Source organism: Pseudomonas sp. S2_A05 (assembly GCF_054668485.1).
The window spans coordinates 5,370,092-5,390,562 of the sequence record NZ_CP162775.1 but is presented as its reverse complement, the minus strand read 5'-3'; the positions used below and the strand labels follow the sequence as shown (position 1 = coordinate 5,390,562).

Annotated in this window: 14 protein-coding genes; 5 read left to right on the top strand and 9 right to left on the bottom strand. The window is 61.0% G+C overall.

Going from position 1 to position 20,471, the window contains the following annotated elements:
* The 4 genes from AB4O12_RS24380 to amaB all read right to left on the bottom strand — a co-directional run bounded on the left by AB4O12_RS24380 (nt 1) and on the right by amaB (nt 5,632).
* On the bottom strand, nt 1-915 hold the full coding sequence (locus AB4O12_RS24380) for an ABC transporter permease subunit (protein ID WP_041480712.1): 915 nt from the start codon (nt 913-915) through the stop codon (nt 1-3).
* A gap of 244 nt (nt 916-1,159) precedes the next feature.
* Complete coding sequence (locus tag AB4O12_RS24375; protein WP_041480713.1) at nt 1,160-2,293, bottom strand: ABC transporter substrate-binding protein; 1,134 nt, start codon at nt 2,291-2,293, stop codon at nt 1,160-1,162.
* Between the two features lie 367 nt (nt 2,294-2,660).
* Nucleotides 2,661-3,944: an L-pipecolate oxidase gene (gene amaA / locus AB4O12_RS24370; RefSeq protein ID WP_315435386.1), complete on the bottom strand. Its 1,284-nt coding sequence runs from the start codon at nt 3,942-3,944 to the stop codon at nt 2,661-2,663.
* Between the two features lie 197 nt (nt 3,945-4,141).
* Nucleotides 4,142-5,632 (bottom strand): L-piperidine-6-carboxylate dehydrogenase, encoded by a 1,491-nt coding sequence (gene amaB, locus AB4O12_RS24365; protein ID WP_460059840.1) that lies wholly within the window; start codon nt 5,630-5,632, stop codon nt 4,142-4,144.
* 164 nt (nt 5,633-5,796) lie between these two features.
* On the opposite strand from amaB, the gene AB4O12_RS24360 reads away from it, so the two are divergent.
* The 3 genes from AB4O12_RS24360 to nadE all read left to right on the top strand — a co-directional run bounded on the left by AB4O12_RS24360 (nt 5,797) and on the right by nadE (nt 8,966).
* Nucleotides 5,797-6,696, top strand: a complete 900-nt coding sequence (locus tag AB4O12_RS24360) for a LysR family transcriptional regulator (RefSeq protein ID WP_122508596.1) — start codon at nt 5,797-5,799, stop codon at nt 6,694-6,696.
* A 214-nt stretch (nt 6,697-6,910) separates the two neighbouring features.
* Nucleotides 6,911-8,134, top strand: coding sequence for a nicotinate phosphoribosyltransferase (gene pncB, locus AB4O12_RS24355; protein WP_041480717.1), 1,224 nt, complete (start codon nt 6,911-6,913; stop codon nt 8,132-8,134).
* Nucleotides 8,135-8,138: 4 nt separating this feature from the next.
* Complete coding sequence (nadE, locus tag AB4O12_RS24350; RefSeq protein WP_460059839.1) at nt 8,139-8,966, top strand: ammonia-dependent NAD(+) synthetase; 828 nt, start codon at nt 8,139-8,141, stop codon at nt 8,964-8,966.
* A gap of 168 nt (nt 8,967-9,134) precedes the next feature.
* Here nadE and azu read toward each other — a convergent pair whose 3' ends face one another.
* A complete protein-coding gene (azu, locus tag AB4O12_RS24345; protein WP_252879339.1) occupies nt 9,135-9,581 on the bottom strand; it encodes an azurin in 447 nt (148 codons plus the stop codon).
* A 342-nt stretch (nt 9,582-9,923) separates the two neighbouring features.
* Between azu and AB4O12_RS24340 the strand changes: the two genes are divergently transcribed.
* Together AB4O12_RS24340 and AB4O12_RS24335 are read left to right on the top strand one after the other, a co-directional pair.
* A complete protein-coding gene (locus AB4O12_RS24340; RefSeq protein ID WP_024011379.1) occupies nt 9,924-10,511 on the top strand; it encodes an LOG family protein in 588 nt (195 codons plus the stop codon).
* 68 nt (nt 10,512-10,579) lie between these two features.
* Nucleotides 10,580-10,768, top strand: coding sequence for a hypothetical protein (locus tag AB4O12_RS24335; protein ID WP_016771927.1), 189 nt, complete (start codon nt 10,580-10,582; stop codon nt 10,766-10,768).
* A gap of 209 nt (nt 10,769-10,977) precedes the next feature.
* On the opposite strand, the gene AB4O12_RS24330 is transcribed toward AB4O12_RS24335, so the two are convergent.
* From AB4O12_RS24330 to AB4O12_RS24315, 4 genes are all read right to left on the bottom strand, one after another.
* On the bottom strand, nt 10,978-11,868 hold the full coding sequence (locus AB4O12_RS24330; RefSeq protein WP_460059838.1) for a transglutaminase family protein: 891 nt from the start codon (nt 11,866-11,868) through the stop codon (nt 10,978-10,980).
* Nucleotides 11,868-14,354: a circularly permuted type 2 ATP-grasp protein gene (locus AB4O12_RS24325; protein ID WP_460059837.1), complete on the bottom strand. Its 2,487-nt coding sequence runs from the start codon at nt 14,352-14,354 to the stop codon at nt 11,868-11,870. Before AB4O12_RS24325 ends, AB4O12_RS24330 begins: the two co-directional genes overlap by 1 nt.
* A gap of 88 nt (nt 14,355-14,442) precedes the next feature.
* Complete coding sequence (locus tag AB4O12_RS24320) at nt 14,443-17,718, bottom strand: transglutaminase family protein (RefSeq protein WP_460059836.1); 3,276 nt, start codon at nt 17,716-17,718, stop codon at nt 14,443-14,445.
* Between the two features lie 341 nt (nt 17,719-18,059).
* Entirely contained in the window at nt 18,060-20,363 is a 2,304-nt protein-coding gene (locus tag AB4O12_RS24315) for a YgiQ family radical SAM protein (protein WP_016771932.1), read from the bottom strand.
* Between the last annotated feature and the right edge of the window lie 108 nt (nt 20,364-20,471).

Here is a 20,471-nt window from a genome sequence, read left to right as displayed (position 1 = left end):
TTACACCTTCGACACAAGAGGACGGCCCAACAGGCCCTGCGGCCGGAAGACCAGTACGAGGACGAGCAGCGAGAAACTGAACACGTCTTTGTAGTCGGAGTTGACCAGACCGGAGAACAGCGACTCGGAGATGCCGAGGATGATCCCGCCGAGCATCGCGCCGGGCAGTGAACCGATGCCGCCCAGAACCGCTGCGGTGAACGCCTTGATGCCGATGATGAAGCCGGCATAGAAGTCGAACGTGCCGTAGTTCATTGTGATCAGCACACCGGCCAGTGCCGCCATGGCTGCACCGATGATGAACACGTAGGAAATCACCCGGTCGGTGTTGATCCCCAGGATCGAGGCCATCTTGCGGTCTTGCTGGGTCGCACGGCACATGCGGCCGAGCTTGGTGTATTTGATGATGTAGGTCAGCAGCCCCATGCCGACAAACGCGGCGATCAGGATGAAGACTTTGGTGTAGGTCAGTTGCACGAAGCCGGTGCCGACTTCAACACGCCAGGCACCGGTCAGCAGCGTAGGCACGCCCTGTTGTTTGGCGCCCTGAGCGATCTGTGCGTAGTTCTGCAAAATCAGCGAAATACCGATAGCGCTGATCAGCGGCGCCAGGCGGGTCGAGTTACGCAGGGGTTTGTAGGCAACACGCTCGATGACCCAGCCATATACCGCCGTGACGACGATGGTGAAGATCAGCGTGCCGAGCATCAGCAGCGGGAAGGATTCGATACCGAAGTAAGCCAGCAGAGCCAGACTGATTGCCGCCAGGTAAGCGGAAATCATGTAAACCTCGCCGTGGGCGAAGTTGATCATGCCGATGATGCCGTAGACCATTGTGTAGCCGATGGCGATCAGGCCATAGACCGACCCGAGGGTCAGGCCATTGACCAGTTGCTGCAGGAAAATACCATCCATAACGCAATCTCACGCAGTGAGAACCTGCGCGCCCATGACGCGCGGTTCTTCTAGGAAAAATACAGATGTACGTCGGAGCAATGTCGGAGCGTGATCAGCCCGATCGCCACTGATCCCTCTGTGGGAGCGAGCCTGCTCGCGAAAGCGGTTGAACACTCAACGCAGAGGTTGTTTGTCAGTGCGTCTTCGCGAGCAGGCTCGCTCCCACAGGGGATCGGTGGTGATCAGATGATCGCTTCAGCCCTTACTTCTGCTTTTCCAGCTGGTGGTATTTGCCGTCCTTGTCCCACTGGTAAACCACGTAGTCGGAGACTTTCAGGTCGCCTTTGGCGTCCCAGGTCTTCTCGCCCATCACGGTTTTCACCGGGTTGGCCTTCAGCCACTTGGCAGCGGCTTCGCCGTCGTTTTTCTTCGCGCCATTGAACGCTGCCGCCAGGGTCTGAACCGAGGCGTAGGCGTACAGGGTGTAGCCTTCAGGCTCGGTGCCGGCCTTGCGGAACGCGTCCACTACGGTCTTGCTTTCCGGCAACAGGCGCGGGTCGGCGCCGAAAGTCATCAGTACGCCATCGGTGAATTGCGGGCCGCCAGCGGTGGTCACCAGTTCGTCGGTCACGATACCGTCGTCGGACATGAACTTGACGTCTTTCAGACCTTGTTCACGCAGCTGACGAACCAGCGGACCGGCTTCCGGGTGCAGGCCGCCGAAATAGACGACATCGGCGCCGGCGCCACGGATCTTGGTGACGATGGTGCTGAAGTCTTTCTCGCCACGGGTCAGGCCTTCGTACAGCACAGGCTTGACGCCGCGTTTTTCCAGCTGAGCCTTGGTGGCGTCAGCCAGGCCTTGGCCGTAGGTGTCCTTGTCGTGCAGCACAACGACTTTCTTGCCCTTGAGCATGTCGACGATGTAGTCGCCGGCAACGATGCCTTGCTGGTCGTCACGTCCGCACATACGGAACATGGCGCTGAGGCCGCGTTCGGTCACTTGCGGGTTGGTCGAGCCCGGAGTGATCGCGATGATCCCGGCTTCGTCGTAGATTTCCGACGCTGGAATGGTCGAAGAGGAGCAGAAGTGACCGACCACGCCGGCGACTTTCTGGTTGGTGAGGTCCTTGGCGACCGTCACTGCCTGCTTCGGTTCGCAGGCGTCGTCGCCTTTGACCAGGACGATTTTTTCCCCGTTGACGCCACCCGCCGCGTTGACCGCATCGGCCGCCGCCTGTGCACCCTTCATGTACTGCTCGCCGAATGCCGCGTTGGCACCGGTCATAGGACCCGCTACACCGATCTTGATATCAGCTTGAGCAAACGCAGAAACACCCAGCGCAGTAGCGACTGCGAGGGCCAGAAAGCCTTTCTTGTAAAACGTCTGGGACATGAGGTGGTGCTCCAAGGTTTTTTTAGTTGGCACTGCGACTTCACTTCACTCAAAGCTCAGAGCAAGGCCCGTGCCATCGGTTTTTTATTCTTCAAAAAGTCGCTGCGTTGTTGTTATTTCGACTGTTTCGGTCCCATTTTCATTGGGCGTGCAACCGTCTAAACCGCGGAAGGTGAAACCATTTGTTTTTTCAGGCGCAACCCGCACGCGCCATCATTGCAACCGCAGCGGCAAACGACGTGCAACCAGCCTGTAACAGCCCGCGTCACCGAACTGCACACTGCTGGTGCGGTACTGCTACAACCCGCACCATTACAGGCTAGTCGCTGGATGCTAAAGCGCCGCTTGCGGCAACAAATTTCAACACTCAAATGACGATGCGCAGGCACTGGCCCGCGTGATACAGGGAAAACCCGGCCTCGTACAGGCAACTGCGCAAGCCCACACCGGCCAGGGGCTGCATCGGTGCGAAGGGAATCGGCAGTGCCTGCGGATCGCCGTTGCACAGGTAATCGGCGAAGGCTTTGCCGACGACCGTGCCGGTGGTGACGCCGCGACCGTTATAACCGGTGACGGCCACCAGTCCCGGCGCCGGCTCGAACAGACGCATCAGGTGATCAGGAGTAAACGCAATGCGCCCGGTCCAGGTGCATTGCCACTCGACCGGCTTCAGATTGGGGAAGTAATGCTGCTGCACCCGATCGGCCCAGGCTTTGAGAAACCAGGTCGGTTTCTGGTTGCCATTGCCGAGGCTGCCGAGCAACAGGCGCCCGTCCTTGTCGCGACGGATGCTGCTCAATACCTGACGGGTGTCCCACGAGCCCTGCCCGCCCGGGAGAATTTCTTGCGCAGCGTCTTCGGTAAGTGGCACCGAGGCGACCTGGTAGTAATAACCGGGAAAGAAATTGCGCTTGAGTTCGGTCCAGTCGCCTTCGGTGTAGGCGTTGGAGGCGATGACCACTTGTTCGGCGAGTACCGAACCCTGGGCGGTTTGCACCGACCAGTTCTGCCCGATGCGCTCGAGGCGAGCCACTGGCGAATGATCGAACATCTGCCCGCCGAGCCCGCGCACGGCATTGGCCAGCCCGGTGACATAGGCCATCGGATTGAGCGTGCCGGCGCGGCGGTCAAGCAACGCGGCGGCGATTTTCTGCGTGCCGGTGGCTTGCTCGCAGGCCTTGCCGGTCAGCAGTTCGACCGGCGCGCCACGACGTTTCCATTGCTGCTCGCGACTGCGCAGATCCGCCTCGCCCTTGGCGTTATGTGCCATGTGCAAAGTGCCTTCGCGGCGCAACTGGCAATCGATGTTGTATTTATCCACAAGGCTGAACACCAGCGCCGGCGCTGCACCAAGCATGCGGTTGAGCTGACTGCCGACCGCCTCGCCGAACCCCGCTTCGATCTCGTCCGGAGGAATCCACATGCCGGCGTTGACCAGCCCGACGTTGCGCCCGGAGCCACCGTGCCCTGCGCGATGCGCTTCCAGCACGCAGACGCTTTTGCCTTTTTCCAACAGATGCAGCGCCGCTGACAACCCGGTGAACCCGGCGCCGATCACACAGACATCGACCTTGACCTCGCCACTGAGCGCGGCGTTATCCGGGCGTTGTGGCGTGAGCGTTTCCCACAGACATTCTTCGCGTAACGGCATTGCCAGACTCCAACAGAAACCCAACAAACACACAAACCTGAGTGCCCCCCCTGTGGCGAGGGGATTTAGCGAAACGTCGCACCGCCCCGCTGGGTCGCGGAGCGGCCCCAAAATTTCAAAAGCGACGACTGCTTCGCAGCCGAACGGGGATAAATCCCCTCGCCACAGTGCTCACTCCTACAGAGGATCTCCACCTGTCAGTCGAATGTAATGCCCTGCGCCAACGGCAATTCCAGCGAATAGTTGACGGTGTTGGTCTGCCGGCGCATGTACGCGCGCCAGGCATCGGAGCCGGACTCACGGCCGCCGCCGGTTTCTTTCTCGCCACCAAAGGCGCCGCCGATTTCCGCGCCGCTCGGGCCGATGTTGACGTTGGCGATGCCGCAGTCACTGCCGACCGCCGACATGAACCGCTCGGCCTCACGCACATCGGTGGTGAAAATGCACGATGACAGGCCTTGCGGCACGGCATTGTTCAGGCGCAGCGCTTCCTCGAAATCGCTGTAGCCGACCACGTAGAGAATCGGCGCGAAGGTTTCGCTGCAGACCACATCGCTCTGCTCGGGCATTTCCACGATGGCCGGCGACACGTAATAAGCATTGGGGAATTGCTCTTCCAGTTGGCGCTTGCCACCGAACACCCGGCCGCCTTCGCTCAGTGCCTGTTCCAGCGCATCCTGCATGTTTTCGAAGCTGTGCTTGTCGATCAGCGGGCCGACCAGATTGCCTTCCAGCGGATGGCCGATGCGTACTTTCGAATAGGCCGCCTTGAGGCGGGTGACGATTTCTTCCTTGACCGATTCATGGGCGATCAGACGGCGCAAAGTCGTGCAGCGTTGCCCGGCGGTGCCGACGGCGCTGAACAGAATCGCGCGCACTGCCATGTCCAGATCGGCGCTCGGGCCGAGGATCATCGCGTTGTTGCCACCCAGTTCAAGAATGCTGCGGGCGAAACGCGCGGCGACTTTCGGCGCCACTTCGCGGCCCATGCGCGTGCTGCCGGTGGCGCTGATCAGCGCAACACGCGGATCATCGACCAGCGCTTCGCCGGCATCGCGACCGCCGATCACCACCTGGCACAGGCTCGCCGGGGCATCGCTGAAATTCTTCACTACGCGATCAAACAGCGCCTGACAGGCCAGCGCGGTCAGCGGGGTTTTCTCTGATGGCTTCCACACCACCGGGTTGCCGCAGACCAGCGCCAGGGTGGTGTTCCACGCCCACACTGCGACCGGGAAGTTGAACGCGCTGATGACGCCGACCACGCCGAGCGGATGCCGGGTTTCACGCATATGGTGGCCCGGGCGCTCGGAGGCGATGGTCAGACCGTACAACTGGCGCGACAGGCCGACGGCGAAGTCGCAGATGTCGATCATCTCCTGTACTTCACCCAGGCCTTCCTGAGTGATCTTGCCAGCCTCCCACGACACCAGCTCGCCGAGATCGGCCTTGTACTCGCGCAACACTTCGCCGAACTGACGCACCAGCTCGCCGCGACGCGGTGCCGGCACCTTGCGCCAGTGCTCGAATGCATGATCTGCGCGACTGATGTGCTGCTCGACTTCGGCAGCGCCCTCCCAGTTCACCGAGGCAATTTCACTGCCATCGATGGGCGAATGCACCGGCACCTTGCCGTTCTGGTACAGGGCCGGGTTGACTCCCAGACGATCAAGCAATGCGGCTACCATCGGTCTCTCCTCAAGCAAAAACAGAATGTGTGCGGCCATCCTTTGCATGGCCGGGCAGGCCTTTAGTTGTAGCCTCACTGCGGCGATGCAACAAACGACCTTTACGCCAGATATCATTCCGTTTATTCATGCTGCCTAGCGAAAGACAAGAAAAAGGACTGGCCATGCTGAACAAACGCCACTTGCCCTCGATCACCGCGCTGCAATGCTTCGAGGCCGTGACCCGGCACCTGAGTTTTACCCGCGCCGCCGAAGAGCTGAACCTGACCCAGAGTGCGGTGAGCAAACAGGTCGCACAGCTTGAAGAACTGTTGCAGCATTTGTTGTTCCGCCGCGTGCGTCGGCGCTTGCAGATGACACCGGCCGGGGATTTGTATCTGGTCGAGGTCAGAAAAATCCTCAGCCAAGTGGAGATGTCGACGCATTACCTGCGCTCCTACGGCGGCGAAACCGAAGTCTTGCGTGTCTCCACCCCGTCGACCTTCGGCGCCCGTTGGCTGGTGCCGCGCCTGAAAGGCTGGCGCCTGCGCCATCCGTCGATTCATCTGGATCTGTGCAACGAGCAGGAGGCCGACGATCTATTGCAGGGGCGCAGCGATCTGGCCTTCTATTTCGGCCAGGCTTCGCGACCGGGCACCGAATGCCTGAAATTGTTCGGCGAACAACTGGTGCCGGTCTGCGCCCCGGGCAGCCTGCCGGACAAGCCATTCACTGACCCGACGCAACTCACTGATCTGGTGCTGCTGCAAAATGCCTCGCGACCGCAGGCCTGGCACGACTGGTTCGACAGTCAGGGCTACCACACCGAACACAGCTACCACGGGCCGCGTTTCGAAACCTTTTACATGTGCATCCGCGCCGCCCAGGTCGGCTGTGGCGTGGCGCTGCTGCCACGGTTTCTGGTGGAAGAGGAATTGGCCGAAGGCAAACTGGTCATACCCTGGCAGCATGCGATGCCCAGCAGTGATGCCTATTACCTGGCCTACCCGGAGCACGCGGCGGAAGTGCCGAAGGTGCGGGATTTTGTGAAATGGATGCTTGAACAAATCGATAGCCCGGTGTGAGGTCAACCGGGATCCCTGTGGGAGCGAGCCTGCTCGCGAAAGCGTCGGGTCAGCCACATCATCTTTAACTGACACACCGCATTCGCGAACAGGCTCGCTCCCACAGTGGATCTGCGGCGCTCTGAAAAAATGCTGGCAATCCCCACCGCCGATATGCGCCACTAGCGCCATCGATATAGACCGCGCCAGGCGCGGCGCAACTGGAGACCCGTTTATGAGCGAGAGTGTGTTTGCCGATCGCATCGTGCAGAACCTGCTCGACACCGACTTCTACAAGCTGACGATGATGCAGGCGGTGCTGCACAACTACCCCAACGTCGAAGTCGAATGGGAGTTCCGCTGCCGCAACGCCGAGGATCTGCGTCCGTATCTGGCCGAGATCCGCCACCAGATCGAGCGTCTGGCCGAGCTGAGCCTGAGTGCCGATCAGTTGAGTTTCCTTGAGCGCATCAGTTTTCTGAAACCAGATTTTCTGCGCTTCCTCGGCCTGTTCCGCTTCAACCTGCGCTACCTGCACACCGGCATCGAAAACGGCGAGTTGTTTATCCGCCTGCGCGGACCCTGGCTGCACGTAATCCTCTACGAAGTGCCGCTGCTGGCGATCGTCAGTGAAGTGCGCAATCGCTATCGCTACCGGGAGACTTCGCTGGAGCAGGCACGCGAACAGCTGTATCGCAAGTTCGACTGGCTGACCGCCAATGCTTCGGCCGATGAGCTGTCGCAATTGCAGGTTGCCGATTTCGGCACGCGTCGACGCTTTTCCTTTGGCGTGCAGGCCGAAGTGGTCAACGTGCTCAAGCACGACTTCCCGGGGCGTTTCGTCGGTACCAGCAATGTGCACCTGTCCCGCGAGCTGGACATGAAACCGCTGGGCACCATGGCTCACGAGTGGATCATGGCCCATCAGCAACTCGGCCCGCGCCTGATCGACAGCCAGATCGCCGCGCTCGACTGCTGGGTGCGCGAATACCGTGGCCTGCTCGGTATCGCCCTCACCGACTGCATTACCACCGATGCGTTTCTTGGCGATTTCGATCTGTTCTTTGCCAAGCTCTTCGACGGTCTGCGCCACGATTCCGGGGACCCGGTGGCGTGGGGTGAAAAGTGCATCGCGCACTATCACAAGCTCGGCATCGATCCGATGAGCAAGACCCTGGTGTTTTCCGACAGTCTGACCCTGCCCAAATCGCTGGAGATTTTCCGCGCGCTCCACGGTCGCATCAATGTGAGCTTCGGCATCGGTACCAACCTCACTTGTGATATCCCGGGTGTCGAACCGATGAGCATCGTGCTTAAAATGACCGCCTGCAACGGCCAGCCGGTGGCGAAGATCTCCGACGAGCCTGGCAAGACCCACTGCAAAGATCCGAATTTCGTCGCCTATTTGCGACATGTGTTCAAGGTTCCTGCCGAATCCAGTCTATCTAGCAAGGAGTGAATTCATGCAAGCCGTACAGCGTGAGATTGCTGAGCAGCTCAAGGTGCAACAACCGTTCGCCGACGATCAGGCCCTGCAGGCGGAAATCGCCCGGCGCCTGACGTTCATCCAGGAATGTCTGGTCAATTCCGGGCTCAAGACCCTGGTGCTGGGCATCAGCGGCGGCGTCGACTCACTGACCGCCGGCCTCCTGGCCCAGCGCGCGGTACGTGAACTGCGCGAAAAAACCGGCGACGACCGCTACAAATTCATCGCCGTGCGCCTGCCGTATGAAACCCAGTTCGACGAGCACGACGCCAAGGCTTCGCTCGACTGCATCGCCCCTGACGAAATCCACACCGTGAACATCGGCCCGGCGGTCAAGGCACTGGCGGCTCAGGTGTCAGCGTTCGAAGGCAAACCGGCGGCGTCGGTGGACTTCGTGCTGGGTAATACCAAGGCGCGGATGCGCATGGTGGCGCAGTACACGATTGCCGGGGTGGCGGGCGGTCTGGTGATTGGCACCGACCATGCGGCGGAAGCGGTGATGGGTTTCTTCACCAAATTCGGCGATGGCGCCTGCGACCTCGCCCCGCTCAGTGGCTTGGTGAAAAATCAGGTGCGCGCCATTGCCCGCAGCTTTGGCGCGCCGGAATCGCTGGTCGAAAAAGTCCCGACAGCCGACCTCGAAGATCTTTCGCCAGGCAAGCCGGACGAAGCAGCGCATGGCGTGACCTATGCCGAGATCGATGCATTCCTGCACGGTGAAGCGGTGCGGGAAGAGGCGGCGAAGATCATTGTCGACACGTACAACAAGACCCATCACAAACGCGTGATGCCGTTTGCGCCTTGAGGTATGGAAATGCCTGCACGAGCCTGTAGGAGCCTGTAGGAGCTGACGAGTGCAACGAGGCTGCGATCTTTTGATCTTGCTTTGAAGATCAAGATCAAGAGATCGCAGCCTTCGGCAGCTCCTACACAAAAAAAAGCGTCCCGGGGGGACGCTTTTTTTGTGCCTGGTTTATTTGACGACGATAGTGCCTTTCATCATCGAGATATGGCCAGGGAACGAGCAGAAGAAGCCGTATTTTTCAGCGGCATCCAGCTTCGATACATCAAAGGTCACCGAATCGGTTTCCTTGGCGCCGATGATCTTGGTGTGGGCGATGATGCGGGCGTCGCCATCTTTCAGGTAGTTCTTGTCGATGCCAGCGGCGAGCCCGTCGGTGGCGATTGGCTGCATGTCAGCTTCTTTGCTGATCACCAGGTTATGGCCCATGACGTTCTTCGGCAGGCTGCCGGAGTGGGTCAGTTCGACGGTGAAGGTCTTGCAGCTCTTGTCGATCACGATTTCCTTGGTGTTGAAGGTCATCTGATCGGTGGAATCAACGGTGGTTTTGCACTCGGCAGCCATCAATTGGCTGCTGGCCAGCGCCAGCAGGGATACCGCAACAACTTTGGAAAACATGGTGAATCTCCAAGGCAGGGTTAACAAAAACACTAGTGGTGGAAAGACTGCCTGAAATCATCGCAAGTTCATATGACTTGAGTCAAAAATTGTATACAACTTTCAGGCTATGACACTCATCGACACAATCTAACGGCCATTTTGTACGGCCAACCCTATGATCGGCCCACCTACTGAAACGGAGTGCAAGTCATGTTCTTTAACGGTCTGTTGTGCAGCTTGCTCGCCGCCTACGCCTGTGGCGCCAGCGGTACTTTTGAATCACCTGAACGCGAAGTCTAGTCCTTGGAGCGCAGCGTGCCAGCCGTTACCCTGTGCGCCTGATCGACTCAGGAGTAACGCATGTCGCTGAAATCCGTTTGTGTGTTTTGCGGTGCCAACGCCGGTACCGTACCGGCCTACACTGAAGCTGCCGTGGCCCTTGGCCGGGCATTGGCCGAGCGAAATCTGACGCTGGTCTACGGCGGTGGTGCCGTCGGTTTGATGGGCATTGTGGCTGATGCCGCGCTGGCCGCTGGCGGCGAAGTGATCGGCATCATTCCGCAAAGCCTGATGGACAAGGAGATCGGCCACAAAAGCCTGACGCGCCTGGAAGTGGTAGACGGCATGCATGCGCGCAAGGCGCGGATGGCCGAGCTCAGCGATGCATTCATCGCCCTGCCCGGCGGCCTCGGCACGCTGGAAGAGCTGTTCGAAGTCTGGACCTGGGGCCAGCTCGGCTACCACGGCAAGCCTTTGGGGCTGCTGGAAGTGAACGGTTTCTACAGCAAACTCACGGCTTTTCTCGATCATATCGTCGGCGAAGGCTTCGTTCGCGCGCCACACCGTGACATGCTGCAAGTGAGCGAATCGCCAGATTCCCTGCTCGACGCCCTCGATCAGTGGCAGCCGACCGTCACGCCCAAGTGGGTCGACCAAAAACCCGGTTAACCCCCGGACACCGATACAGGGCAGAATACGCGCCGCTCAACCTCACCTTCGACCCCAGAGGATCGCCCATGGCCAAACCCAATTACTCCTTCGCCAAACGTCAACGAGACCTGGCAAAGGAACAGAAGAAAGAGGAAAAGCTTCAGCGCAAGAAGCAAACCGCTGAAGAAGCGGCACTGAACCCTGACGGTGAAGTGGCGACCGATGATGATGTTGATGCATCCGATGCACCGAAAGATCAGACGCCCGACGCCTGAGCCCCACCGGGTTTGATGATCGAATCAGACCCTGCGGATTTGTGACGGGGCTGGCAGTTCTGCTGCCGGCCCTCACAGCCCTGCTTTCCCTGAAACACCAAAATCCCCTGTGGGAGCGAGCCTGCTCGCGAATGCGATATATCTGTTACAAATCTATTGGCTGACCTGACGCTTTCGCGAGCAGGCTCGCTCCCACATTTGAAGACTCATCAATTCTGAGGCATCACCGTAACCCGCACTTCCGGGTCGTGATTACCGCCACCGAGAATCACCCCCCGCAACGGCGACACATCGGAAAAATCCCTCCCCCACGCCAACGTGATGTGTTCCAGCGCCGGCCGCACATTGTTGGTCGGATCGAAATCCACCCAGCCCGATACCGGACAGAACACCGATACCCACGCATGCGAGGCGTCGGCGCCGATCAGGCGTGGCTGTCCCGGCGGCGGCTGGGTCAGCAGGTAGCCGCTGACATAACGCGCCGCCAGACCGCGCGAGCGCACACAGGCCAGCATCAGATGAGCGAAGTCCTGACACACGCCGCGTCGACGCTCCAGCACTTCCACCAGCGGCGTCGCCACCTGGGTGGCTTCGGCATCGAAGGTGAATTCGCTGAAGATCTTCTGCATCAGCGCCTGCACGCCGAGCAGCAACGGTCGCCCTGGCGGAAAACAGCTTTGCGAGAACTCGACGAAGCTGCGCTTCAAATGCACATAAGGTGACTGGAACCGGTAGCGACAGGCTTCGAGCAAGTCGGCGGACAACGGCTGACTGCTGTAGGTCAGCGCATCGCGGGTCTGCTCCCACGCCGGCGAGTGATTGAAATCCAGCGCCGGGCGCGCCAGCACTTCGACCGCCAGCCGGGCGTTGACCTGCAATTGGTCATGGGGCCGCTCAAAGGCCAACCGCGTCAGCGGATTGCCGAAAACATCCAGCTCATCCCGGCGCATGGTCGGTTCGGGGCTGATCAGCAACTGCTGCTCGGTGCAGCGCTGCCAGCTGCATTCGCGCGGCCACAGGTGCGCCAGTTGCTGCGCGAGGGAAACCGGGCTGTCGTAGTGATAACAGGTGTCGTGGAAGATCTGATATTGAGCGCTCATCACACGGACACCGTTCGCTGGCTGACATCATCGACATGGGCGAAATGGCGCAGGGCCAGACGATCCGATACCTGGCCGCTGGCTTCGGCGATTTCCTGCAACAGATCGGCCAGACCATCCAGCGCGGCACGTACGCTGGATTTGCCGAACAGCGGGTTCTCCAGACAACCGAGATCAAACCGCGACAGACGTTCGACCAACTGTGGCAGCGCAGTTTCGCGAGGTGCGCCGAAGTCGTCGTTCAAGCGTTTCAGCGTGCGGGTAACCAGTTTCAGCTGAAACAGCACCGCGTGGGGGTTCTGCTCATCCAGCAACAGCAGATCGAGCACCGGAATCAGTTGCGCCACCGCCAGATAGCGCGAGCGATAGGTGATGCTGCTGTTACCCAACTCCAGCAACCACTCAAGCCCCGCCTGATCGAACCCACCCGCACCGCGCAGAAACGCCGCCAGACTGCTGCTGAGAAATTGCAGGCGTTCGATGCGCCGGCCAATCATCAGAAAGCGCCAGCCTTCGTCACGGGTCATGTCATCCAGCGCAAACCCCGACAGCGCCGCCAGCGACATCACCAGACGGTTGAGGAAATCCAGCAGTTCGCCGAAGTCCGGTTCATCGACTTCCAGCTCCAGCGCCTCGCGCTGCAATTCGACCAGCGCCTGCCAGTTCTCCCGGGACAGCTTGCCGCGCACTTGCGACGCAGCCCACTGCAAGCGCTGCAAGTTGGAACGCAGGCTGAACGACCAGTCCTCGCCCAGCAGCGCAGCGAGCAGGCGCTCCGGCAGTTCGCCCTCATCCGGCAACAGCGCCAGCCGCTCGCCGAGATCGACCGCTGCTTGCAGCGCCTGCGGATCATCGCCATCGACGTAACGCGTGAGCATGATGCGCAGCAGCCGCGCGCTGTCGTCACAGCGCTCGCAGTAGCGGCCGAACCAGAACAGATTTTCCACCACCCGCGACGGCAGGTACGGATCGCGCCGTACCAGATCGTGCACGCCGACATTGCGCTGCGCCTTCCACTGCTCGCCACTCGGCGCACGGTCGCTGAGCACCCAGGTGTCCTTGCTCGCCCCGCCGCGCTGCATCGACACCACTTCGGCATCAGCCTCGGCCGCCACTCGGGTCAGACCGCCCGGCAACACGCGGTAGCCATCGTGGCTGGCCACCGCATACATGCGCATGCCGATCGCGCGGGGTTGCAGATGACCGTCCTCGGCTTGCCAGACCGGCGCCTGCGACAGTTGCGCAAGCTCTTGCGCGACGTAGGCATAAGGCCGTGCCTGCATACGCTGCGCCAGCTCGAGGCGCTGGCTTTCATTCAAGTCACGGCCGAAAACAGGCGCGAAGCTCTGCGACGGGAACGCCGGTTTGATCAGCAGCTCCGGGAGTTTTTCCAGCGCTTGCGCCAGCACCGGCGCTTCACCGCACCACCAAGTGGCGATCGACGGCAGGATCAGTTCTTCGCCGAACAGGTACTGATTGATCTTCGGCAGAAACCCCAACAGCCCCGGCGATTCCAGCACGCCGCTGCCCAGCGCATTGGCCACCAGCACCCGCCCCTGACGCACCGCCTCAAGCAGACCGGGGACGCCAAGCGCCGAGTCGGTACGCAATTCCAGCGGGTCGCAGAAATCATCGTCGAGGCGGCGCATGATCGCGTGCACCCGGCGCAGGCCACTGAGGGTTTTCAGGTAAACGGTGGCATTGCGCACCGTCAGATCGCCGCCCTCGACCAGCGGATAGCCGAGCTGGCGCGCCAGATACAGATGTTCGAAATAACTTTCATTGAACCGCCCCGGTGTCAGCAGCACCACCAGCGGTGCGTCATCGCCCTCCGGTGCCTGACGGGCCAAAGTTTCCTGCAAGGTGCGGAAGAAACCGGCCAGATGCTGGACCTTAAGATCCCGGTACAAATCGGGAAAGGCGCGGGAGACGATGGTGCGGTTTTCCAGCGCATAGCCGGCCCCGGACGGCGCCTGGGTGCGATCGGCAGTGACCCACCAGCGACCATCCGGTGTGCGCGCCAGATCCACGGCATACAAATGCAAAAAGGCTGATTCGGGCGGGGCAATGCCCTGACAGGGCCAGAGAAAATTGTTGTGTCCGAATACCAGCTCGGCGGGCAGCAGGCCTTCGCTGATCAACCGCTGCGGACCGTACAGATCCGCCAGCACTGCATTGAGCAAGCGCGCACGCTGAGCGATGCCGGCGGACAATTGCTGCCATTCATCTGCCGCGATCACATGGGGCAGCAGATCCAGCTCCCACGGCCGGTCAGCGCCCTTGGGATCGGCATAGACGTTGTAGGTAACGCCGTTTTCCTGAATCTGCCGCGCCAGCAAGGCTTGGCGCTGCACCAGTTGCGCTGGACTGCTGCGCTGCAACTGATCGAACAGGCGCTGCCAATGCGAGCGCACCGCGCCGCTGCCGTCGAGCAGTTCGTGATAGGTGCCCGCGGTCAGCGGGTAGCGGTCTAGCAGGTCAGGCATGGAAAGCTCGGCAGACAGCAGGGAACGGTCAGACTAACGCAGGCACATGACACGCGGATATACGAAAAATCCGCGTGTTGCGTAGGCTCTAGCAACGGCGCAGATCGATGGTCATCGGTAGCTCGTCATTGATTTCTACTTTGGGTACGGGAAGCTTCCCCGGCGTGTGTCCGAGGCGGAAAAACCGCGCCATGCGCCGGCTCTCCGCTTCATTGGCATTGACCGGCAAGGTTTCGTAATTGCGCCCGCCGGGATGGGCCACGTGATACTGGCAACCGCCCAGCGAACGCCCCATCCAGGTATCGAGCAGGTCGAATACCAATGGTGCGTGCACCGCTATGGTCGGATGCAGACAGTTGGCTGGTTGCCAGGCCCGAAAGCGCACCCCGGCGACAAACTCGCCTACTCGTCCGGTCGGGTGCAACGGCACCGCGACGCCATTACAGGTCAGCAGATAGCGCTGTGGCGGCAGGCCGTTGAGCTTGACCTGCAAGCGCTCCAGCGATGAATCGACGTAGCGCACCGTGCCGCCCGCCGAGCCCTCCTCGCCCAGCACATGCCAGGGTTCAAGCGCCTGACGCAGCTCCAGCTCGATGCCATTGACGGCGTAGTCGCCGACCTTGGGAAAACGAAATTCCAGATGCGCCGCGAACCACTCGGCGCGCAACGGGTAGCCAGCGTTGTTGAGTTCGACGATAACGTCGGCGAAATCCTCTTCGATAAAGTGCGGCAGCAGAAAGCGGTCGTGCAGCTCGGTGCCCCAGCGCGCCAGTTTCGCCGGCGCGTAAGGCTCGCGCCAGAACCGCGCGACCAGCGCCCGCAGCAACAACTGCTGAGCCAGACTCATGCGCGCATGGGGCGGCATTTCAAAAGCGCGCAGTTCCAGCAAGCCAAGACGCCCGGTGGCGCCGTCCGGTGAATACAGTTTGTCGATGCAGAATTCGGCGCGATGGGTATTGCCGGTGACGTCGATCAGCAAATTGCGCAGCAGTCGATCGACCAGCCACGGTGCACATTCCTCGCCCGGTTCCGGCATTTGCGCAAAGGCGATTTCCAGTTCGTACAAGGCGTCATTGCGCGCCTCATCAACCCGTGGAGCCTGGGACGTCGGACCAATGAACAGCCCGGAAAACAGGTACGACAGCGAAGGATGGTTGTGCCAGTAACTGATCAGGCTGCGCAGCAGATCCGGCCGCCGCAGAAACGGTGAGTCCGCTGGTGTCGCGCCGCCGAGGACGAAATGATTGCCGCCGCCGGTACCGGTGTGGCGCCCGTCGATCATGAACTTTTCGGTGGTCAGGCGGGTTTGCCGTGCCTGTTCATAGAGAAACTCGGTGCGCTCGACCAACTCGTCCCAGCTTGCCGATGGCTGCACGTTGACCTCGATCACGCCCGGGTCCGGAGTGACACGGAAGTTGCTCAGGCGCGGATCACTTGGTGGTTCATAGCCTTCCAGCAGCACCGGGCAATGCAATTCTTCGGCAGTGGCCTCAATGGCCGAGACCAGTTCCAGATAATCCTCGACCCGCTCCAGCGGCGGCATGAACAGATACAGCCGGCCTTCGCGGGCCTCGGCGCAGAATGCGGTACGGGTCAGCCAGTCGGCGGACTCATCGATTTTCGGCACCCGCTCATCCAGCGCAGCAGGTTCGCCGTGCACACCGAGCTGCGCCGGATCCGGCAGTTCAGCGAAGTCCTGATTCGGATCGTTGGGATGGATGAACGGATATTCCGCCGCTTTCACCCACGGCTGCGAGGCCAGCGGCAAGCGGTAACCCAGCGGCGAATCCCCCGGCACCAAGCGACAGTGCTCATCGCGCAGATACCAGCGCCCGCTCTGCCATTGATCGCCCTTGGCCGTGCGCGCCAGTGGCAGCACCTGGCCGATCACCTTGTTCAGGCCCTGACTGAAGACCTTGCGCAACCGCGCGCGCTCCAATGGCTCTTCCAGACGCGAATCTTCGGCGCTGACGTTGCCGGGCAACGCACCCTCGCGCCACAGGTAGTAGAGATGATCCTCGTAGGCCGGGAACACAAAGCGCGCAGGCAACTTCAGCCGCTCGGCGACGCTGGCGAGAAAGCGTCCGGCCAGTGCGCCGTCGGCGCCATAGCCCTGCTGTTCGTCGGCGATCAATGCGTCGTTGTGCCAGATCGGCTGACCGTCGCGGCGCCAGTAACAATTGAGCGACCAGCGCGGCAACTGCTCGCCGGGATACCACTTGCCCTGGCCGAAATGCACCAGCCCCTGTGGTGCGTATTGCTTGCGCAGGCGCTGAAACAGTTCGGCGGACAGCCGGCGCTTGTCCGGCCCCAGCGCGGCGGTGTTCCATTCGGCGCCGTCCGGATCGTCGATGGAGACGAAGGTCGGCTCGCCGCCCATGGTCAGGCGCACATCGCCTTCGAGCAGGTCGGCATCGATCTGCCGGCCCAGTGCCTGGATCGCCCGCCACTGTTCATCGGTGTAAGGCTTGGTGACGCGCGGCGCTTCCCAGATTCGCTCGACCGACATTTCATGGCTGAACTGTGTCTCGCAAGGTTCGACCAGACCACTGATCGGCGCCGCCGAGGACGGATCGGGACTGCAGGCCAACGGAATATGCCCTTCCCCGGCGAACAGCCCGGACGTCGCATCAAGGCCAATCCAGCCGGCACCCGGCAAATACACCTCGCACCAGGCATGCAGGTCGGTGAAGTCGACTTCAGTGCCGGACGGGCCGTCGAGGCTTTTCACGTCGGCGGTCAGTTGAATCAGGTAACCGGAAACAAACCGTGCCGCCAGACCGAGATTGCGCAACAGCTGCACCAGCAACCATGCCGAATCACGGCAGGAACCGGAGGCGTGTTGCAGTGTGTGCTCAGGAGTCTGCACGCCGGGCTCCATGCGGATCAGGTAGCCGATGTCTTCACTGAGGCGCTGATTGAGCGCCACCAGAAAATCCACCGCAGGCAGCGGCGTGCGGTCGATGCTGTCCAGGTAAGCCTTGAACGTTGGCGTCAGCGGCAGGGTTTCGAGGTACGGCGCCAGCTCCTTGCGTTCATCGGCGGCGTAGCTGAACGGAATTCTCTCGGCGTACGGTTCGAGGAAGAAGTCGAACGGATTGAACACCGCCATTTCCGCGACCAGATCGACTTCGATGCGCAGCTCTGCGGTTTTTTCGGGGAACACCAGACGTGCCAGGTAATTGCCCTGGGGGTCCTGCTGCCAATTGATGAAATGCTGCTCGGGCGAGACTTTCAGCGCATAGGAAAGAATTCGCGTGCGGCTGTGGGGCGCCGGGCGCAGGCGGACGATCTGCGGGCCGAGTTCGACAGCGCGGTCGTAGCGATAATGCGTGACGTGATGCAATGCGACATGAATCGACACGGCGTGCCTCCTGCGAGCCTTGGGCGTATGGGAAAGCGCGCAAGACTTATGCCATGCACAGGCTTGCGCGCTTTCGCGAAATGCTCAAGGCAGTACAGCACCAAAACCGGGCGATGCGAGGAAATGCTTGGACTCAGTTGCACGCAAATGTTGCGGACGCTGATTCTTGCGGTGTTTGATCGGACGCTTTCGCGAGCAGGCTCGCTCCCACATTTGGAATGCGTTCCCCGGTGGGAGCGAGCCTGCTCGCGAAGAGGCCAGAGGCATTCCCACGCGGAGCGTGGGAACGATCAGCAAAACGCCAACCCGAAGGTTGGCGTTCTGTTCAGCTCAAGCAGTGTTTAGCGCGGCACGACCGGCTTGCGTGTCGGCTTCGGTCCTTTGCCTTTGGCCGCATCCTTGCGCTCCTTGGCCGCCTGCTGGTTGCGGGCGAATGCCGCAGCCTTGGCCTGTTCACGCTTGTCCCACGGATTACCGCCATCACTGGCACGCGGCGGCAGACCGGTGTGCTGAGTGAGAATCTTGGTGGTCTTCTCTTTGGCGACCTTGTGGCTGCCGGCCGGCGTCGAGTTCTTGCGACGGGCGCTCTGGTAGCTGTCGGTGGCCGGCTGATGCGCCGGGATCAGTTGATCCTTGCCCGGCCCGATCAGATCGGCGCGGCCCATGCGGATCAGCGCTTCACGCAGCATCGGCCAGCCTTTCGGGTCGTGATAACGCAAGAACGCCTTGTGCAGACGACGCTGATCTTCGCTCTTGACGATGGTCACGCCGTCGCTCTTGTACGTCACCTTGCGCAGCGGGTTCTTGCCCGAGTGGTACATCGCCGTGGCGGTCGCCATCGGCGACGGGTAGAACGCCTGCACCTGGTCGGCGCGGAAGCCGTTGCCCTTGAGCCACAGAGCAAGGTTCATCATGTCTTCGTCGGTGGTGCCCGGGTGGGCAGCGATGAAGTACGGAATCAGGTACTGCTCCTTGCCTGCTTCCTTGGTGTACTTCTCGAACATGCGCTTGAACTTGTCATAGCTGCCGATGCCCGGCTTCATCATCTGGTTGAGCGGACCTTCCTCGGTGTGCTCCGGGGCGATCTTCAGATAACCGCCGACGTGGTGAGTCACCAGCTCCTTGACGTATTCCGGCGACTCGACGGCGAGGTCGTAACGCAAACCGGAGGCGATCAGGATCTTCTTCACACCCGGCAGGGCACGGGCGCTGCGATACAGCTGGATCAGCGACGAGTGGTCGGTGTTCAGGTTCGGGCAGATACCGGGGAACACGCACGACGGCTTGCGGCAGGCGGATTCGATTTCCGGGCTCTTGCAGGCGATGCGGTACATGTTCGCAGTCGGGCCGCCGAGGTCGGAAATCACGCCGGTGAAACCCGGCACCTTGTCGCGGATCTCTTCGATTTCACGAATGATCGACTCTTCGGAACGGTTCTGGATGATGCGGCCTTCGTGCTCGGTGATCGAGCAGAAGGTGCAGCCACCAAAGCAGCCACGCATGATGTTCACCGAGAAACGGATCATGTCGTAGGCCGGGATCTTCTCCTTGCCATACGCCGGGTGCGGCACACGGGCATAAGGCATGCCGAACACGTAGTCCATTTCTTCGGTGGTCATCGGAATCGGCGGCGGGTTGAACCAGACATCGAGCTCGCCATGCTTCTGCACCAGCGCACGGGCGTTGCCCGGGTTGGTTTCCAGGTGCAACACGCGGTTAGCGTGGGCGTACAAAACCGGGTCGTTACGCACCTTCTCCATCGACGGCAGACGAATCACGGTCTTGTCACGGGTCATGCGCGGGCTGGCCAGGATCTGCACGACCTTGGCTTCCTGCGGATCTTCGACCGGGCCTTTTTCCTGCTCGATGGCGCAGGCCTGGGTGTCCTGGGTATTCACGTACGGGTTGATGATCTTGTCGACCTTGCCCGGACGGTCGATGCGCGTGGAGTCGACTTCGTACCAGCCCTGTGGCGTGTCGCGACGGATGAACGCGGTGCCGCGCACATCGGTGATGTCTTCGATCTTGTGGCCCCACGACAGGCGCTGGGCAACTTCGACAATGGCCCGCTCGGCGTTGCCGTACAGCAGAATGTCGGCGCTGGCGTCGATCAGGATCGAGTTGCGCACGCGATCCTGCCAATAGTCGTAGTGGGCGATGCGGCGCAGCGAGGCTTCAATGCCGCCGAGCACGATCGGCACATGCTTGTAGGCTTCCTTGCAGCGCTGGCTGTAGACCAGACTGGCGCGATCCGGACGCTTGCCGGCCATGCCGCCGGGCGTGTACGCGTCATCGGAACGGATTTTCTTGTCCGCGGTGTAACGATTGATCATCGAGTCCATGTTGCCCGCCGCGACGCCGAAGAACAGGTTCGGCTCGCCGAGCTTCATGAAGTCGTCTTTGGACTGCCAGTTCGGCTGCGCGATGATCCCGACGCGGAAGCCTTGCGACTCCAGCAGCCGGCCGATGATCGCCATGCCGAACGACGGATGATCGACGTAGGCATCACCGGTAACAATGATGATGTCGCACGAATCCCAGCCGAGCTGATCCATCTCCTCCCTGCTCATCGGCAGGAATGGCGCTGGCCCGAAACATTCGGCCCAATATTTTGGATAGTCAAATAACGGCTTGGCTGCTTGCATGTCGACGACCGGTGTTGAAGTGAAAAATCGCGGGCGCGGAATATAGCACAAATTTTGACCAATTCCGACGACGGTGGTCGGTTTCTCTGCGAGCTGGTCTCGCGCAGC

Bases quoted from the DNA above. Each gene is read 5' to 3' on its own strand.
- AB4O12_RS24380 (WP_041480712.1), bottom strand. From the start codon at position 915: ATGGATGGTATTTTCCTGCAGCAACTGGTCAATGGCCTGACCCTCGGG.
- AB4O12_RS24375 (WP_041480713.1), bottom strand. From the start codon at position 2,293: ATGTCCCAGACGTTTTACAAGAAAGGCTTTCTGGCCCTCGCAGTCGCT.
- amaA (WP_315435386.1), bottom strand. From the start codon at position 3,944: ATGCCGTTACGCGAAGAATGTCTGTGGGAAACGCTCACGCCACAACGC.
- amaB (WP_460059840.1), bottom strand. From the start codon at position 5,632: ATGGTAGCCGCATTGCTTGATCGTCTGGGAGTCAACCCGGCCCTGTAC.
- AB4O12_RS24360 (WP_122508596.1), top strand. From the start codon at position 5,797: ATGCTGAACAAACGCCACTTGCCCTCGATCACCGCGCTGCAATGCTTC.
- pncB (WP_041480717.1), top strand. From the start codon at position 6,911: ATGAGCGAGAGTGTGTTTGCCGATCGCATCGTGCAGAACCTGCTCGAC.
- nadE (WP_460059839.1), top strand. From the start codon at position 8,139: ATGCAAGCCGTACAGCGTGAGATTGCTGAGCAGCTCAAGGTGCAACAA.
- azu (WP_252879339.1), bottom strand. From the start codon at position 9,581: ATGTTTTCCAAAGTTGTTGCGGTATCCCTGCTGGCGCTGGCCAGCAGC.
- AB4O12_RS24340 (WP_024011379.1), top strand. From the start codon at position 9,924: ATGTCGCTGAAATCCGTTTGTGTGTTTTGCGGTGCCAACGCCGGTACC.
- AB4O12_RS24335 (WP_016771927.1), top strand. From the start codon at position 10,580: ATGGCCAAACCCAATTACTCCTTCGCCAAACGTCAACGAGACCTGGCA.
- AB4O12_RS24330 (WP_460059838.1), bottom strand. From the start codon at position 11,868: ATGAGCGCTCAATATCAGATCTTCCACGACACCTGTTATCACTACGAC.
- AB4O12_RS24325 (WP_460059837.1), bottom strand. From the start codon at position 14,354: ATGCCTGACCTGCTAGACCGCTACCCGCTGACCGCGGGCACCTATCAC.
- AB4O12_RS24315 (WP_016771932.1), bottom strand. From the start codon at position 20,363: ATGCAAGCAGCCAAGCCGTTATTTGACTATCCAAAATATTGGGCCGAA.